The sequence below is a fragment of the Streptomyces sp. Tu 2975 genome (assembly GCF_009832925.1).
In the GTDB taxonomy this organism is placed as follows: Bacteria; Actinomycetota; Actinomycetes; order Streptomycetales; family Streptomycetaceae; genus Streptomyces.
The window spans coordinates 5,867,312-5,884,268 of sequence record NZ_CP047140.1 but is presented as its reverse complement, the minus strand read 5'-3'; the positions used below and the strand labels follow the sequence as shown (position 1 = coordinate 5,884,268).

Here is a 16,957-nt window from a genome sequence, read left to right as displayed (position 1 = left end):
GAAATTCACCGCTCTCCGGACGGACGCTTCTTGACGCGCCGTCTCATCGTCTTCCATCTCACCCCGGGCCTCCGCACGGCCAGGGCCGCCTTTGCCGCGGGATCCTCTCGCGCGAAGGCGATCAGCAGCCCGACGGCGAACATCGTCGGCAGCAGCGCGGACCCTCCGTAGGAGAAGAGCGGCAGCGGGACGCCGGCGATCGGCAGCAGACCGAGCACCGCACCGATGTTGACCACGGCCTGGGCCGTGATCCACGTGGTGACACCTCCCGCCGCGTACCTCACGAAGGGGTCCTCCGTGCGTCCGGCGACGCGGATACCCGCATAGCCTAGAGCCGCGAACAGGGCGAGCACCGACAGCGTCCCCGCCAGGCCCAGTTCCTCCCCGGCGATGGCGAAGATGAAGTCGGTGTGCGGTTCGGGTAGTTGGCCCCATTTTTCCACACTTGCGCCGAGACCGGAACCGAACCATCCGCCAGACGCAAGAGCATAGATGCCGTGGACGGCCTGCCAGCACTCGCCTTCCGGTCCGAGGTCGATCGCGCCGATGCAGGACAGCCGGGACATCCGGTTCTCGTTGGTCCTGATCAGCAGCAGACCGACGAAACCGGCGATGCCGAGCACTCCCGCGAAGAGCCGGGTCGGGGCCCCCGCCAGCCACAGCAGACCGAACAGGATCGCGGTGAGGATGATCGCCGTGCCCATGTCCCCGCCGAGCATGATCAGGCCGAGGAGGAGGAAAGCGACCGGGACCAGCGGCACCAGCAAATGCTTCCACTGGGTCAGCAGCCGCCGGTCCTGCTTGCGGGCCAGCAGGTCCGCGCCCCACAGGATCAGCGCGAGCTTGCCGAACTCACTGGGCTGCAGCTGGAAGGGGCCGCCGAGATAGATCCAGTTCTGGTTGCCGTTGACCGCATGCCCTATCCCGGGCACCTGCACCAGCACCATCAGGAAGACGGTGGTCACCAGGAGGGGGTAGGACAGCGCCCGGTGCAGTTTGACGGGCATCCGGGAGGCGACCAGCAGCAGCACGGTGCCGATGACCGCGGCGACGAACTGCTTCTGGAAGAAGTACGAGGCGGGCAGCGAGTATTCCAGCGCCTGGATCATCGACGCGGAGTAGACCATCACCAGCCCGAGGACGGTGATCAGCATGCTGCTGCCGAGGATCAGGTAGTAGGCCGTGAGCGGCCGGTCCCAGGCCCTGCGGGCCTGCTCGTACAGCCGCCGTGGCCCCCGGGGTCCGCCGACGCGGGGGGTACGCGGGGCGCTCGCCCCACCGCCCCGCACACGGGGCGCCCGCCGCACGTCCCCACCGGTGCCGCTCCGCAGCGCGAGGCCGGCACCGGCCGCGCCGGCCGGCGCGGGCAGGGGGCCGGCCGGGACCAGCCCGGCGAGCCTGTCCCGTACGGCGCGCACGGCGTCCACGACGCCCTGGGCCCGTTGACCGTCGCCCCCGACGGCCTGGAACGCGCCGTCGGGGGCGCTGTGCGGCGCCGTGGGGGCCGGGGAGCCGGCGGGGTGGGCGGGGAGCGGGCCGCTGCGGCCCGCAGCGGCGGAGGGGCGCGAGGAGGACGGCGGGGAGGACCCGGCACCCCCTGCGGGCGGCGCAGGCGCGGGCTGGGCGGGGCCGAAGGGCCCCTCGGTGGCCGGCATGGTCGCTGTCCCCTCCAGTCGTGCCCGGCGCCAGCCGGACCTCGCGGCTGTCAGGCGTGCTCGTCGGCGAGGGCCCGGACCGCTTCCGCGAAGGCCTCGCCCCGCTCGTTGTAGTTGGTGAACATGTCCATCGAGGCGCAGGCCGGTGCCAGCAGGACCGTGTCTCCGGGCCGGGCGAGCGAGGCCGCCTCCCGTACCGCCGCGGACATCGCCCCAGTGTCGGTCCGCTCGAGGTCGACGACAGGGACCTCGGGCGCGTGTCGCGCCAGGGCTTCGCGGATCAGCGCGCGGTCGGCGCCGATCAGGACGACGCCCCGCAGCCGCTTCGCCGACGCGGTGACCAGTTCGTCGAAGGTGGCCCCCTTGGCAAGTCCGCCGGCGATCCACACGATCGGTTCGTAGGCGGCCAAAGAGGCCTCCGCCGCATGGGTGTTGGTCGCCTTGGAGTCGTCGACGTATGCGACCCCCGCCACCTCGGCCACGTGCTCGATGCGGTGCGCGTCGGGCCGGAATGCGCGCAGCCCGTCCCGTACGGCCGCCGGCTCGACGCCGAACGCGCGGGCCAGCGCCGCCGCCGCGAGGGCGTTGGCGATGTTGTGCGGCGCCGGCGGGTTCACGTCGGCGACCTCGGCCAGCTCCTGCGCCTGCTTGTGGCGGTCGGCGACGAACGCGCGGTCCACCAGGATGCCTTCCACGACGCCCAGTTGGGACGGTCCCGGGGTCCCGAGGGTGAAGCCGATGGCCCGGCAGCCCTCTTCGACGTCCGCGGCGCGCACCAGTTCCTCGGTCGCGGGGTCGGCGACGTTGTAGACGCAGGCGACCGTGTTGCCCTCGTAGATGCGGCCCTTGTCGGCGGCGTAGGCCTCCATGGAGCCGTGCCAGTCGAGGTGGTCGGGCGCGAGGTTGAGCACCGCCGCGGAGTGGGCGCGCAGCGAGGGCGCCCAGTGCAGCTGGTAGCTGGAGAGCTCGACCGCGAGCACGTCGTAGCGCTCGTCGCCGAGGACGACGTCGATGATCGGTGTGCCGATGTTGCCGATCGCGGCGGTCCGCAGGCCGGCCGCCGTCAGGATCGAGGCGAGCATCCGGGTCGTGGTCGTCTTGCCGTTGGTGCCCGTGATCGCCAGCCACGGCGCCGCGCCCGGGCCGCGCAGCCGCCACGCGATCTCCACGTCACCGACGACGTCGACACCGGCGGCCGCCGCGGCGGCGAACAGCGGACTGGACGGCTTCCAGCCGGGCGAGGTGACCACCAGGTCGGTGCCCTCCGGCAGGGTTCGGGCGTCACCGAGCCGCACGACGACGCCCGCTTCGGCCAGTTCGGCCGCGCGCGCCTCGTGCGTCTCGCCGGATCCGCCGTCCACGACGGTGACCCGTGCGCCGAGCCCGGCCAGGGCGCGGGCGGCGCTGACGCCGCTCACGCCGAGGCCGGCAACGGTGACGTTCATGCCCTGCCAGTCGCTCACTTGTCGGCTGCCCATCCCGCGTAGAAGAGACCGAGGCCCACGATGACGCACATGCCCTGGATGATCCAGAACCGGACCACCACAAGGACTTCGGACCACCCCTTCAATTCGAAGTGGTGCTGGAGCGGCGCCATCCGGAAGACCCGCTTGCCCGTCATCTTGAACGAACCGACCTGGATCACCACGGACATCGTGATGAGGACGAACAGGCCGCCGAGGAGGGCGAGCAGGAATTCGGTACGGGAGCAGATCGCCAGGCCCGCGAGCGCGCCGCCGAGCGCGAGCGAGCCGGTGTCGCCCATGAAGATCTTGGCGGGAGAGGTGTTCCACCACAGGAAGCCGAAGCAGGAACCCATCAGCGCGGAGGCGACGACCGCCAGGTCGAGCGGATCTCGCACTTCGAAACAGGCGTTGGGGTTCGTCAGGGTCACCGCGTTGGCGCAGGACTCCTGGAACTGCCACAGCCCGATGAACGTGTACGCGCCGAAGACCATCACCGAGGCGCCGGTGGCGAGGCCGTCGAGACCGTCCGTCAGGTTCACGCCGTTCGACATCGCGAGGATCATGAACAGCGCCCAGACGACGAACAGCACCGGGCCGATGGACCAGCCGAAGTCGGTGATGAACGACAGCTTGGTCGAGGCCGGGGTGTTGCCGCGCTGGTCGGCGAACTGCAGTGACAGCACGGCGAAGGCGATACCGACGATCAGCTGGCCGGCCATCTTCGCCTTGGCCCGCAGACCCAGCGAGCGCTGCTTGACGATCTTGATGTAGTCGTCGAGGAAGCCGACCAGGCCCATGCCGGCCATCAGGAAGAGCACCAGGACACCCGAGAAGGTCGGGTCCTCACCGGTGATCACCTTGGCGAGCGCGTACGCGATGAGCGTGGCCAGGATGAAGGAGATGCCGCCCATGGTGGGCGTGCCCTTCTTCCCGGCGTGGCCGCGCGGGCCGTCGTCGCGGATGAACTGCCCGTAGCCCTTACGGGCCAGGAGCTTGATCAGCAGCGGGGTACCGATCAGGGTCAGGAACAGACCGATGGCTCCCGCGAAGAGGATCTGCCTCATCGGACGGCACCCTCACCCTCGGGACCCTCGAGCAGCGCTTGTGCGATCCGCTCCAGACCGACCGACCTGGAAGCCTTCACCAGCACGACGTCTCCCGGGCGCAATTCTCTGCGCAACAGGTCGACCGCCGCCTGCGCGTCGGACACGTGCACCGACTCCTCACCCCACGAACCCTCGTTGTATGCGCCCAGTTGCAACCAGGACGCTTCCCTGCCCCCGACCGCGACGAGCTTGCCGACATTGAGCCGGACGGCAAGCCGCCCGACCGCGTCGTGCTCGACGAGTGCCTCGTCACCGAGCTCGGCCATCTGCCCGAGCACCGCCCACGTACGACGTCCCTTGCCCATGGCGGCCAGCGCTCGGAGCGCGGCGCGCATGGACTCGGGGTTCGCGTTGTAGGCGTCGTTGACGACCGTCACGCCGTCCGGACGCTCGGTGACCTCCATACGCCAGCGGGAGAGGGTGCCCGCCTCCGAGAGCGCGAGGGCGATCTCACTGGCGGACATGTCCAGCTCATGGGCGACGGCGGCCGCGGCGAGCGCGTTCGACACGTGGTGCTCACCGTACAGCCGCATGGTCACATCGCTGCACCCGGTGGGTGTGTGGAGCGTGAAAGTGGGTTGTCCGAGTTCGGTGAGACGGACATTCTCGGCGCGTACGGCGGCGTCGTCGGCCTCACCGAACAGCAGCACGCGGGCTTTTGTACGGGAGGCCATGGCACGGACCAGCGGGTCGTCGGCGTTGAGGACGGCGACTCCGCCTTCCTCTCCCGCCGGAGGAAGCGACTCGACCATCTCGCCCTTGGCCTGCGCGATCTGCTCGCGACCGCCGAACTCGCCGATGTGGGCGGTGCCGACGTTCAGCACGAGACCGATCCGGGGCGGGGTCAGCTCGGTGAGGTAGCGGATGTGGCCGATTCCGCGCGCTCCCATTTCGAGCACCAGGTGCTCGGTCTCCTCGGTGGCACGCAGCGCGGTGAGGGGCAGTCCGATCTCGTTGTTGAGGGATCCGGGTGTCCACACGGTGGGACCCTTGCGCTGGAGCACCTGCGCGATCAGGTCCTTGGTGCTGGTCTTTCCGGCCGAGCCGGTCAGCGCGACGACCTTGGTACCGAGGCGCTCGACGACATGACGGGCCAGGCGCCCCAAGGCGCTCTGCACGTCGTCGACGACGATCGCGGGCACTCCGACGGGGCGGGTGGCGAGCACGGCTGCCGCGCCTGCCGCCACCGCCCGCTCCGCGTAGTCGTGCCCGTCGGCCCTCTCGCCCTGGAAAGCGGCGAAGAGGCTGCCGGGCTCGACCGCCCGGGAGTCGATGACGACGGGGCCGGTGACCGGTGTGGCCGGATCCGGTATGTCGTGCGACTGCCCGCCGACGATTTCGGCGATCTCGGCGAGGGAGAGGGCGATCACTGGGTCATCCCTGATTCTTCTTGGCGGCTGCGCTGCCGACGGCGCGTTCGATGGCGGCGCGCAGTACCTGGCGGTCGTCGAACGCGCGGACCACACCGGCGATGTCCTGGCCCTGCTCGTGGCCCTTGCCCGCGACGAGCACGGTGTCGCCGGCCTCGGCACGGGCGACCGCCGCGGCAATCGCCTCTGCCCGGTCCTCGTAGACCATCACGTCGCCGCGCTCGTGGACCGGCACCTCCGCGGCACCCGCCAGCATCGTGGCGAGGATCGCGAGGGGGTCCTCGCCGCGCGGGTTGTCGGAGGTCAGCACGGCGGTGTCGGCCAGCCTCGCGGCGGCCGCGCCCATGGGGCCGCGCTTGGTCTTGTCACGGTCGCCGCCGCAGCCGAGCACGATGTGCACCTTGCCCTTGGTGACCTTGCGCAGGGAGCGCAGCACCGACTCCACGGCGTCGGTCTTGTGGGCGTAGTCCACGACCGCGAGGTACGGCTGGCCCGCGTCGATGCGCTCGAGCCGGCCGGGCACCCCGGGTACCGCGGCGATGCCGTCGGCCGCGGTCTGCGGGTCGAGTCCGGCGACGGCGAGGGTGACGACGGCGGCCAGTGCGTTGGCGACGTTGAAGGGGCCGGGCAGCGGCGCATGGGCGCGTACCCGCTCCCCCGCCGGGCCCACCGCTGTGAACGTCGAGCCGACTGCGGTGACTTCGGCGTCCTCGGCCCGCCAGTCGGCGTCCGGGTGGCCCTCCGCGGAGAAGGTGGTGACGGGCACGGTGGCCTCTTCGACGAGCCTGCGGCCGTACTCGTCGTCGAAGTTGACGACCGCCTTCCGGCTGCGCTGCGGCGTGAACAGCTGCGCCTTCGCCTGGAAGTAGTCCTCCATGTCGGAGTGGAATTCCATGTGCTCGGGGCTGAGGTTGTTGAAGACGGCGATGTCGAAGACACAGCCGTCGACCCGGCCGAGCACCAGGGCGTGGCTGGAGACCTCCATGGCGACCGCGTCGGCGCCGCGCTCGCGCATGACCGCGAACAGCGCCTGGAGGTCGGTGGCCTCCGGGGTCGTGCGCTCCGACTTGATGCGCTCGTCGCCGATCCGCATCTCGACCGTGCCGATCAGGCCCGTGGACCGCCCGGCCGCCTTGAGGCCGCCCTCGACGAGGTAGGCGGTCGTGGTCTTGCCCGAGGTGCCGGTGATGCCGATCTGGAGGAGGTCGTCGCCGGGGTGCCCGTAGATCTCGGTGGCGAGTTCGCCCATCCGGCCGCGCGGATCGTCCGTGACGAGGACCGGCACGCCGATCGCGGCGGCGCGTTCGGCGCCGCTCTCGTCGGTGAGGATCGCGGCCGCGCCGAGGTCGGCGGCCTGGGCCGCGAAGTCGGCGCCGTGGAAACGGGCGCCGGGCAGGGCGGCGTAGAGGTCGCCCGGGCGTACCGCCCGTGAGTCATGGGTGATGCCGGTGATCTCCGCGGCCCCCGGCGTCTGCACCCCCAGCCGGGCCGCGAGCTCCGCGAGCTTCGTCGGGCGGGGCCGTTCCGGACGGGGCGCTCCCGTCTGTTTCGCGGGGGCGTCCTGCGGGGCGGTTCGGTACTGATCAGCTTGTGGCACGGCGGTGAGCGTACCGGGCGCACCGGGCCCGGGCGAAAATGAGGGGCGCTCCCCTGGCCGGTTCCCGGGATCGGGGGTGATCGTCGTCACTGGGGTACCTCCGGTCACTCGCCGGGTTCGAAGGTCACGGGCAGCCGGGCCGGGCCCTTGCCGGTCGGGGCGACCTGCAGGGTCTTCAGCGCGAACTGCATGACCTTTTGGTAGATGGGACCGCAGATCTGGCCGCCGAAGTAGCTCCCCTTGGTGGGGTTCTGGATGGCGCAGTAGACGGTGATCTGCGGGTCGTCGGCCGGTGCGAAGCCGGCGAACGAGGCGGTGTAGCCCTTGTAGACGCCGAGTTCGGGGTCGACCCGGTTCGCCGTTCCGGTCTTGCCGGCGACGCGGTAGCCCGGGATCCGGGCCTTGGTGCCGGTGCCCTCCTCGTCGTCGACGACGGACTCGAGCATGGTCGCCAGGGTGTCGGCGGTCTTCTCACTGACGACCCTGGTCCTCTCCGGCTCCTCCGCCGGGGTGAAGCGGCCGTCGGGCCCCCTGGTGCCGCGCACCAGCGTGGGTTCGATGCGCACGCCGCCGTTGGCGACGGTGGAGTACACGGAGGCCGCCTGTACGGCGTTGACCGACAGCCCCTGTCCGAAGGGGATCGTGTACTGCTGCGAGGTGGACCAGTCCTTCGGCGCGGCGAGGATGCCCGGGGTCTCGCCCGGATATCCGAGCCCGGTGGGGCTGCCGAGGCCGAACTTGCGCAGGTAGGAGTGGAGCACCTTGTTGGCCTCCGGCTGCGATGTGCCGAGCTGCCCGGTGGCGAGGATCGTGCCGATGTTGCTGGACTTGGCGAGAACGCCGTTGAGCGTCAGGTACCAGGTGGGGTGGTCGATGTCGTCCTTGAAGAGCCGGTCGCCGCGGTGGAGCCGGTTGGGGACGACGACGTGCGTCGCGGGGGTGGCCTTCTTCTCCTCGAGCACGGCTGCCATGGACACCACCTTGGCGGTGGAGCCAGGTTCGTACGCGTCCTGCAGGGCCGCGTTGCCGAGGGAGGTGGAGGTTGCCTGGCCGAGGTCGTTGGGGTCGTACCCGGGGGCGTTGGCCATGGCGAGGATCTCGCCGGTGCGGGTGTTCTGCACGATGACGTAGCCGCGGTCGGCCTTCGACTTGCCGACCTGGTCCTCGATGGCCTTCTGGGCGGCCCACTGGATGTCGCGGTCGATGGTCAGTTCCACGTCGGAGCCGGGGACCGCGGGGACCTCGCGGGAGGAGGCGGTGGGGACGCGGCGCCCGCCGGACTGGGTGTAGGTGACGGTGCCGTCCTTGCCGGCGAGCGTCTCGTCGAGCATGGACTCGATGCCCCCGCCCCCCGGTTCGAGGCGTTGACGAATCCCAGTATCCCGGCGGCCAGATCACCGTTGGGGTAGACGCGTTTGCTGCTGGGTTCCTGGAAGACGCCCGCCAGCACGTTGGCCCCGGGGCCGCCCTTGCTCTTGTCGGCGGAGGCCTTCTGCGCGTAGACGCTCTTGAGGTCCTTGATCTGGTTCCACACCTGCGGGGTCTGGCGGCGGGCCAGCACGGCGTAGCGGGAGCCGGGCTTCTCGAGCTTCGCGGCGAGCTCGGCCGGATCCTTGCCGAGGATGGGGGCGAGCAGCTGAGCCGCCTGTTCCGGCGCGTCGGTGGCCTTGCTGTCCTCGGGCGTGAACATCTTCGGGTCGGCAGTGATGTCGTAGGCGTCCACGCTGGTGGCGAGCGCGACTCCGGCCCGGTCGGTGATCTCGCCCCGCTCGGCCGCGAGGGTGCGACTGAGGTAGCGGTTCTTCTCCGCCTTGGCCGCGTAGGCGCTCGCGTCGACGGCCTGCACCTGGAGCAGCCGGACCACGAAAGCGAGCATCACCAGCGTCAGGCCCAGGCTGACCAGCCTCAGCCGGGGGCGCGGATTGCCGAGCCGTACGCGCCGGGGCGCCGGGCGCCGGGCGGGGTGGGGCCTGCGGGCGGCGGACCGCTGACCCGGCCGCTGGCCTGAGCGCTGGGCGGCTTGCGCGGAGGGCCGCCGGGCGGGGCCTGGCACCCGGCGCCGCGGTGGTTCCTTGGAGGGCACTGCGTCACCTGCCGGGGATCGTCGGGTTCGGCTGCGGGGACGTACGGACGGTGGAGCCTGGAGCCCCGGGAGCGGCGGGCGGTCCGGAGAGCCCCTGCGTCCCGGTGGATGCCGACGACGCCTGCGCGGAGGCGGTCGGCGCGGCGGCCGCGGGCGGTGTCTGCACCGACGGCGACGGCGCTGCGGAGGGCCCGGTGGACGGCGGCGGGGGCGGCAGCGGCTCCGCGGTGGCCTTGCGCGGTACGCCGAGCACCTTGCCGTCCGGGCCGAGGAAGGCGGGCCCGCCACCGGGGACCATGCCCAGTTCGCGGGCGCGCCGCTCGAGGGCGTCGGGGCCGAGTGACGGTCCACGTCCCGTTGGAGCGCCTGCTGCTCGTCGGTGAGTTCGGTGGTCTTCTTCTTCAGTTCGCTCAGCTCGAAGGAGCCCTGGCTGAGCGAGGAGTTCAGCAGCAGGAGTGTGATCAGCCCACCGGACAGCAGGAGCACGACCAGCAGGACGAAGGGGGTACGGGCCGCGGTGCTCGGCCCCGACGGCATCAGCCGCGTGAGCCGTACGGCCCTTCCCTTCAGCTGCTTGGCCGCTGTGCTCAAGGTGTCCTCCGGTTCGTTTCTCCGCCGGCCGTGCGCAGTCGCCCGCACGCTGTGGTCACGCCACGTCCTCCCGGATGCGCTCCGCCCCTCTCAGACGGGCCGGGGCCGCACGGCGGTTCTCGGCGACCTCTTCGTCGGTGGGCAGCTCCGCCCCGCGGGTCAGCAGCTTGAGCCGCGGCTGGTACTGCTCGGGCACCACGGGCAGTCCGGGAGGTGCGGTGTTCATGGCGCCGGCCGCGAACACCTGCTTGACCAGCCGGTCCTCGAGGGAGTGGTACGACAGCACGGCGATCCGTCCGCCGACGGCGAGCGCGGAGACCGCGGCGGGGACGGCCCGTTCGAGCACCGCCAGTTCTCCGTTCACCTCGATCCGCAGGGCCTGGAAGGTGCGCTTGGCCGGGTTGCCGCCGGTGCGCTTGGCGGCCTGCGGCAGCGAGTCGCGGATGAGCTCGACGAGCCGGGCGCTGTTGGTGAACGGTTCCTTCTCCCGCTCCCGCACGATGGCGGACACGATCCGCTTGGCCTGCTTCTCCTCGCCGTAGGCGCGCAGGATCCGCACCAGTTCGCCGGGGGGATAGGTGTTGAGGACCTCGGCGGCGCTCATGCCCGTCGTCTGGTCCATCCGCATGTCCAGCGGGGCGTCCTGGGCGTAGGCGAAGCCGCGGTCGGCCTCGTCGAGCTGCATGGAGGAGACACCGAGGTCGAACAGCACGCCCTGGACGCGGGGAATTCCGAGGCGGGCGAGGACATCGGGGAGCTCGTCGTAGACGGCGTGGACCAGGGTCGCCCGCTCACCGAACCGGGCCAGCCGCTCGCCGGACAGACGCAGGGCCTCCGTGTCACGGTCGAGTGCGACGAGACGGGTGTCCGGGAACTGCTCGAGCAGGGCCTCGCTGTGGCCGCCGAGGCCGAGGGTGCAGTCGACGACGACTCCGCCGGGCGTCCGGAGCGCGGGGGCCAGCATGTCCAGGCACCGCTGGAGCATCACCGGGACGTGTCGGGTCTGGCTCATGCGCCCTCTCAGATCCGGCGCGGGCGGGTCATGGCCGGGCCGTGCGTACGCCGCGCACGCGGGGAATGTGCGGGGGCCGGCGCATGTGTGGTCGGCCTCCGTGAACTTCGCGTCACTTTAGTCCACTGGTCCGGCCGGTCAATCAACCGGCCAGCGCGTCGTGCGGCCTGCCGTGTCAGGCTTGTGGGTTACCTCACAGCACGGGTCGTTGACGTTCTTTTGTCCGCTCTCACACCGGGCCGGCGCGGCCGGTGACCGTTACCTTCGTTGCATGTCGACTTCTGCGTACCAGCCCGCCGCCGACTCCACACGCACCGGTGGCACAGTCACTGATCGTCTCGTCGAAGCGAACCAGCGCTACGCCGCGGAGTTCCGGGACCCGGGGATGGACGCGCGTCCGGTCCTCAAGGTGGCCGTGGTCGCCTGCATGGACGCCCGTCTCGACCTGCACGCGGCGCTCGGACTGGAGCTCGGCGACTGCCACACGATCCGCAACGCCGGCGGAGTGGTCACCGACGACGTGATCCGCTCGCTCACCATCAGCCAGCGCGCCCTCGGCACCCGCAGCGTGATCCTCGTCCACCACACCGGCTGCGGTCTGGAGTCGATCACGGAGGACTTCCGTATCGAGCTGGAGGAGGAGGTCGGGCAGCGGCCGGCATGGGCGGTCGAGGCCTTCCGCGATGTCGACCAGGACGTCCGGCAGTCGATGCAGCGGGTGCGCACCTCGCCGTTCCTGCTCTACGCCGACGATGTACGCGGCTTCGTCTTCGACGTCACCACGGGCCTGCTCCGCGAGATCGACCCCGCTGAGTGAGCAGCTGAGCACGCGATATAGCACCCCAACCCCGACATATCCCGCCCACTTATCCACAGGCGAGTGACACAACGCGGCAACGCCAACAAGAATGCGGGTGTGACCCCCTTCCGGACCTTCCGGAGGCGGCGTCCATGTTTCGGGGTTGGGCCGTGCCGTCCGAAGTGCGCCGGCCCTATGAACGGGCCGAGGAGGGCCGGGTGACGACCTATGACGATCGAGCGAGCCTCACGGATCTGACCACGACAGCGGATCTTGTCCGCAGGTCGGTCGAGAGCGTGATCGAGGGCAAGCCAGAGGTCGTACGGCTTTCGCTGACCGTGTTGCTCGCGGAGGGACATCTCCTCATCGAGGACGTTCCCGGCGTGGGCAAGACGATGCTGGCCAAGGCGCTGGCGAGATCCATCGACTGTTCCGTGCGGCGCATCCAGTTCACGCCGGACCTGCTGCCGTCGGACATCACCGGTGTGTCGATCTTCGATCAGCAGCGGCGCGAGTTCGAGTTCAAGCCGGGCGCGATCTTCGCCCAGATCGTGATCGGCGACGAGATCAACCGCGCGTCGCCCAAGACGCAGTCGGCGCTGCTTGAATCGATGGAGGAGCGCCAGGTCACCATCGACGGGCACAGCTACGAACTGCCCAACCCCTTCATGGTGGTGGCCACCCAGAACCCGGTGGAGATGGAGGGCACCTACCCGCTGCCTGAGGCGCAGCGCGACCGCTTCATGGCGCGCGTCTCGATCGGCTACCCCAGCGCGGCAGCCGAGCTCCAGATGCTCGACGTCCACGGCGGTGTGTCGCCGCTCGACGACCTGCAGCCCGTGGCGCACGCCCATGACATCGTGAAGCTGATCGAGGCCGTGCGCGCGGTGCACGTCGCCGAGTCGGTGCGGCGTTACGCGGTGGAGCTGGTGTCGGCGACCCGCAGCCACCCCGATCTGCGACTGGGCGCGTCCCCCCGCGCCACGCTGCACCTGCTGCGCGCCGCGAAGGCGTCCGCCGCGCTCAGCGGCCGCGAGTACGCCCTGCCGGACGACGTTCAGGCTCTGGCCGTGCAGGTGCTCGCCCACCGGTTGCTGCCCACGGCGCAGGCCCAGCTGAACCGCCGCACCGCCGAGCAGGTCGTCCTGGACATCGTCCAGCGCACCGCGGTTCCGACGAGCGGCTCCTCCGACGGTTCGTACACGGCCGGCCGGGCGGCCCAGCCGCCGCTGTACGGCCAGCAGCCCGGCGCCCGGCGGCTGTGATGTCGGCCGGAGCCGCCTCGACGGGGCCGGCGGCAACGGGCGGCGGCGGCGTGCGCGCGGCGCTCGGCGGGCTCACCACCCGCGGCCGTTCCTTCCTCGCGGCCGGTGTGGCGGCGGCCGTCTGCGCCTATGTGCTCGGCCAGAGCGACCTGCTGCGCGTCGGGCTGCTGCTCGCCGGACTGCCGCTGATCTGTGTGGCCGTCCTCTACCGCACCCGCTACCGGGTGGCCGCGAGCCGCCGGCTGTCGCCCGCCAGGGTGCCCGCCGGTTCCGAGGCGCGCGTCCATCTGCGGATGGACAACGTCTCTCGGATGCCGACGGGCCTGCTGATGCTTCAGGACCATGTGCCGTACGTGCTGGGGCCACGGCCCCGCTTCGTGCTGGACCGGGTCGAGGCGGGCGGCCGCCGCGAGGTCTCGTACCGGGTCCGCTCGGACCTGCGGGGCCGCTATCCGCTCGGGCCGCTCCAGCTGCGGCTGACCGATCCGTTCGGCATGTGCGAGCTCACCCGTTCGTTCAGCGCGTTCGACACCCTCACGGTCATTCCGCGCACGGAGTCGCTGCCGGCGGTGCGGCTGGCCGGCGAGGCCTCCGGGTACGGCGACGGCCGCCAGCGCTCGCTCGCGCTGGCCGGCGACGACGACATCATCCCCCGCGCCTACCGCTACGGGGACGACCTGCGCCGGGTCCACTGGCGCTCGACCGCCCGTTACGGCGAACTGATGGTCCGGCGCGAGGAGCAGCCCCAGCGGCCCCGGTGCACCGTGCTGCTGGACACCCGGCGTGTGGCCTATCAGGGTGCGGGTCCCGACTCGGCGTTCGAGTGGGCGGTGTCCGGCGCCGCCTCCGCGCTGATGCACCTGCTGGAACACGGCTTCGCCGTGCGGTTGTTGACCGACACCGGAACCTCCGTGCCCGGTGAGGGCGCGGACGGGTTCGCCGGTTCCTCGCAGGAGTCCGCCGACTCCGCGGGTCTGATGATGGACACGCTCGCCGTCGTGGACCACTCCGACGGCGCGGGCCTGTCCCGTTCGTTCGACGTGATGCGCGGCGGCAGCGAGGGCCTGCTGATCGCCTTCCTCGGCGATCTGGACGACGAACAGGCCGCGCTGACGGCCCGGATGCGTCAGCGCAGCGGCTCAGCGGTCGCGTTCGTGCTGGACAGCGGCACATGGGTGAGCGGCGGCGCCGCCCCGGGACCGCTCGAGAAGCGGGTCCGGCAATTGCGCGAGTCGGGCTGGACCGCCCTCGCGGTGACGCCCGGCGCACGGCTCACGGATCTGTGGCAGCAGGCGGCACGGGAACGCGTCGAGGCTTCCGGCGCAGGCACGTACGGTTCGCCGGGAGGTTGGTCATGAGCGGTCGCGCACGGCTCGCGGTGTGCGCCTTCGCCGCCACGCTGATGGCGGCGGGAGCCCTGCTGCCGCTGGTCGATCCGCCCAACTGGCTGTTCCAGGCCGGGTTCCTGCTTGCGATACAGACCGGGGTGGGCGCGCTCGCCCGCCGGGTCCCGCTGCCCCGGCCGCTGACCGTGGCGGCGCAGACGCTGGTCACACTGCTGCTGCTCACCGCGGTATTCGCCCGGGGCCAGGCGTTCCTCGGTGTGCTGCCGGGACCGGACGCCTTCGTCCACTTCGGGGAGCTGCTGCGCGCCGGTGCGGACGATGTCGGCAAATACGCGATTCCTGCCCCGGCCACCGACGGCATCAGGTTGATGGTGATCGGCGGGGTGCTGGTGATCGGCCTCGCGGTGGACGCGCTCGCCGTGACGTTCCGCAGCGCCGCCCCGGCCGGTCTGCCCCTGCTGGCGCTCTACTCCGTGGCCGCCGGACTCTCCGGCGGCGAGGCGAGCTGGCTGTGGTTCCTGCTGGCCGCGTCCGGCTATCTGCTGCTCCTGCTCGCCGAGGGCCGTGACCGGCTGTCCCAGTGGGGACGCGTCTTCGGCGGCGGCTCGGGCACCCGCAACCGCTCCACGGGCGGCTTCGACCCGACGGAGGGCCGCCCGCAGGCGCCGGTCAGAGCGGGCCGCAGGATCGGTGTCCTCGCGCTGGGTGTCGCTCTCGTCGTGCCGGCGGCCCTGCCCGCCCTGGACGGCGGACTGATCGGCGGGGTGGGCAACGGCCCCGGTGGCGGCCCCGGCGGCGGCGGAGGCACGATCTCGGCCGTCAACCCACTGGTCTCGCTCCAGGACAACCTGAACCAGCCCCAGAACCGTGAGGTGCTGCGCTACCGCAGCAACGCTCCGGACAACCAGGACATGTATCTGCGGATCCTGTCCCTGGACCGGTTCGACGGCACGTCGTGGCGCTCGTCGCAGCGCAAGGTCACGGGTGTGCCGGAGCGGCTGCCGGAGCCGGCCGGACTGAGCCCCTCCGTCCAGGTCACCGAGGTCAGGACGAACCTGTCGGCGGCCGGGTCGTACAAGCAGGACTGGCTGCCGATGCCCCATCCGGCGACGGCGGTCGCCATCGACGGCCGCTGGCGCTACGAGCCCGCGGGCCGGACCCTGGTGGGCGACAGGGGCCAGACGACCGCGGGCGCCCAGTACTCGGTCAACAGCTTGATCGTGAAGCCGACACAGGAGCAGCTGGCGGACGCTCCCGCACCCCCCGCGGCGCTCCTGCAGGAGTACACCCGCGTCCCTGACGCGCTGCCCGGCGACGTCCGGCGGACCGCGGTCACGGTGACCAGGGGCGCGGCGAACGACTACGAGCGCGCGGAGAAGCTCGAGGAGTGGTTCGCGGACACCGGCGGCTTCACGTACAACACCGACGTCCGGTCGGGTACGGGCGTCACCGCGATCAGCCGTTTCCTGCAGCAGAAGGAGGGCTTCTGCGTCCACTTCTCCTTCTCGATGGCGGCGATGGCCCGCACCCTCGGCATCCCTGCCCGCGTCGCTGTGGGCTTCCAGCCGGGCACCACGCAGTCGGACGGCACGGTGTCGGTCGGCCTCCGGGACGCCCACGCCTGGCCCGAGCTGTATTTCGAGGGGGTGGGATGGACCCGCTTCGAGCCGACGCCGAGCCGCGGCTTCCGACCCGAGTACACGCAGGAGCAGACGCCTTCGGGCGGCGCCTCCGACCCGGCGCGGCCGGAGGAGGGCAGCTCCGCGGCCCCCGAGCAGTCGAACCGGCCCGAGGACGACGCGTGTCCCCGCCAGGAGCGGCAGCTCGGCGAGTGCGGCGCGGCCGACCCTCGTGACGTCCGGCCGCCGACGGCCGACGACTCGACGCTGGGCACGGTGCTGCTGGTGACCACCGGCGTCATGGGCGGGCTGTTGCTGCTGGCCGTGCCGCTGCTGTGGCGGCTCGTGACCAGGTCCCGGCGGCTCGGCGTGCCTGTGCGCCGGCCGGCCAAGGGCGAGGCGGGTTCGCAGGGTGGGGGTCCGGGTTCACCGGGAGCCTCCGCCGTGTCCTTGGACGCGGACGGCAAGGCGGCCGCCGGCCGTACGGCCGTGGACGATCCGGGCCGCACCCTGGCCGCCTGGCAGGAGGTCACCGACTCCGCGTGGGACGTCGGCATCCTCCCCGACGAGTCGCTGACGCCTCGCAAGGCGGCGGCGCGCATCGTCAGGCTCGGCAAGCTGGAGGACGAGCCCGCGGCGGCCGTGCACCGGGTGGCCCGCTCTGTGGAGCAGGTCCTGTACGCGCCGGTCCCGAGGGCCGGCACGGGCCTCGCGGACGACGCGCGGCAGATCCAGGCCGGTCTGATCCGCGCGGTGGGCTTCCGGACCCGGATGCGGGCGCGGCTGCTGCCCCGCTCCTCCGTCCGGGTCGTATGGGCCCTGTCGGAACGCTGGTCGGCCTTCACGGACCGGTGGAACGTGCGGCGGCTGCGGCTCGACCGATGGACGGCGTTCCTGCGCCGCCCGACCCGTCAGCGCGGCTGACCCCGCCCGTCCCGCCCCGGCCGGGCCCGTCCACCACGGGCCCGGACCGGGGCGGTGGCGTGCAGCCGGGCGGCGGTAACGCCCGGGCACACGGGCCCTACTGGCGCACGAGGCTCTCCGTACG

At 71.7% G+C, this 16,957-nt stretch carries 10 protein-coding genes and 2 pseudogenes; 4 read left to right on the top strand and 8 right to left on the bottom strand.

The genetic code is table 11. The annotated features are described in order from the left end of the window. Positions 1–5: 5 nt before the first annotated feature. From ftsW to rsmH, 8 genes and pseudogenes are all read right to left on the bottom strand, one after another. Complete coding sequence (gene ftsW, locus GLX30_RS26110; RefSeq protein WP_347879787.1) at positions 6–1,655, bottom strand: putative lipid II flippase FtsW; 1,650 nt, start codon at positions 1,653–1,655, stop codon at positions 6–8. A gap of 50 nt (positions 1,656–1,705) precedes the next feature. Then, a complete protein-coding gene (gene murD / locus GLX30_RS26105; RefSeq protein WP_159692891.1) occupies positions 1,706–3,133 on the bottom strand; it encodes a UDP-N-acetylmuramoyl-L-alanine--D-glutamate ligase in 1,428 nt (475 codons plus the stop codon). Then, the gene (gene mraY / locus GLX30_RS26100; protein WP_159692889.1) at positions 3,115–4,185 is read right to left on the bottom strand and encodes a phospho-N-acetylmuramoyl-pentapeptide-transferase; all 1,071 of its coding nucleotides are present in this window, start codon (positions 4,183–4,185) and stop codon (positions 3,115–3,117) included. Before mraY ends, murD begins: the two co-directional genes overlap by 19 nt. Next, positions 4,182–5,597, bottom strand: coding sequence for a UDP-N-acetylmuramoyl-tripeptide--D-alanyl-D-alanine ligase (gene murF / locus GLX30_RS26095; RefSeq protein ID WP_159692887.1), 1,416 nt, complete (start codon positions 5,595–5,597; stop codon positions 4,182–4,184). Before murF ends, mraY begins: the two co-directional genes overlap by 4 nt. Before the next feature lie 4 nt (positions 5,598–5,601). Next, the gene (locus GLX30_RS26090) at positions 5,602–7,284 is read right to left on the bottom strand and encodes a UDP-N-acetylmuramoyl-L-alanyl-D-glutamate--2,6-diaminopimelate ligase (protein WP_159692885.1); all 1,683 of its coding nucleotides are present in this window, start codon (positions 7,282–7,284) and stop codon (positions 5,602–5,604) included. Positions 7,285–7,298: 14 nt separating this feature from the next. After that, positions 7,299–9,277: pseudogene (locus GLX30_RS26085) on the bottom strand (penicillin-binding protein 2). Positions 9,278–9,281: 4 nt separating this feature from the next. Continuing rightward, positions 9,282–9,814: pseudogene (locus tag GLX30_RS26080) on the bottom strand (septum formation initiator family protein). A gap of 109 nt (positions 9,815–9,923) precedes the next feature. Beyond that, the gene (rsmH, locus tag GLX30_RS26075) at positions 9,924–10,880 is read right to left on the bottom strand and encodes a 16S rRNA (cytosine(1402)-N(4))-methyltransferase RsmH (RefSeq protein WP_159692883.1); all 957 of its coding nucleotides are present in this window, start codon (positions 10,878–10,880) and stop codon (positions 9,924–9,926) included. Between the two features lie 271 nt (positions 10,881–11,151). Between rsmH and GLX30_RS26070 the strand changes: the two genes are divergently transcribed. The 4 genes from GLX30_RS26070 to GLX30_RS26055 all read left to right on the top strand — a co-directional run bounded on the left by GLX30_RS26070 (position 11,152) and on the right by GLX30_RS26055 (position 16,833). Next, a complete protein-coding gene (locus tag GLX30_RS26070; protein WP_159692881.1) occupies positions 11,152–11,697 on the top strand; it encodes a carbonic anhydrase in 546 nt (181 codons plus the stop codon). A gap of 200 nt (positions 11,698–11,897) precedes the next feature. Beyond that, a complete protein-coding gene (locus tag GLX30_RS26065; RefSeq protein ID WP_159692879.1) occupies positions 11,898–12,944 on the top strand; it encodes a MoxR family ATPase in 1,047 nt (348 codons plus the stop codon). Then, entirely contained in the window at positions 12,944–14,302 is a 1,359-nt protein-coding gene (locus GLX30_RS26060; RefSeq protein ID WP_159692877.1) for a DUF58 domain-containing protein, read from the top strand. The genes GLX30_RS26065 and GLX30_RS26060 overlap by 1 nt, the downstream gene beginning before the upstream one ends. Further along, complete coding sequence (locus GLX30_RS26055) at positions 14,299–16,833, top strand: DUF3488 and transglutaminase-like domain-containing protein (protein WP_208545489.1); 2,535 nt, start codon at positions 14,299–14,301, stop codon at positions 16,831–16,833. The genes GLX30_RS26060 and GLX30_RS26055 overlap by 4 nt, the downstream gene beginning before the upstream one ends. Positions 16,834–16,957: the final 124 nt, after the last annotated feature.

Excerpts from the sequence above, each read along its gene's own strand:
- ftsW (WP_347879787.1), bottom strand. The coding sequence starts at position 1,655 with ATGCCGGCCACCGAGGGGCCCTTCGGCCCCGCCCAGCCCGCGCCTGCG.
- murD (WP_159692891.1), bottom strand. The coding sequence starts at position 3,133 with ATGGGCAGCCGACAAGTGAGCGACTGGCAGGGCATGAACGTCACCGTT.
- mraY (WP_159692889.1), bottom strand. The coding sequence starts at position 4,185 with ATGAGGCAGATCCTCTTCGCGGGAGCCATCGGTCTGTTCCTGACCCTG.
- rsmH (WP_159692883.1), bottom strand. The coding sequence starts at position 10,880 with ATGAGCCAGACCCGACACGTCCCGGTGATGCTCCAGCGGTGCCTGGAC.
- GLX30_RS26070 (WP_159692881.1), top strand. The coding sequence starts at position 11,152 with ATGTCGACTTCTGCGTACCAGCCCGCCGCCGACTCCACACGCACCGGT.
- GLX30_RS26060 (WP_159692877.1), top strand. The coding sequence starts at position 12,944 with ATGTCGGCCGGAGCCGCCTCGACGGGGCCGGCGGCAACGGGCGGCGGC.
- GLX30_RS26055 (WP_208545489.1), top strand. The coding sequence starts at position 14,299 with ATGAGCGGTCGCGCACGGCTCGCGGTGTGCGCCTTCGCCGCCACGCTG.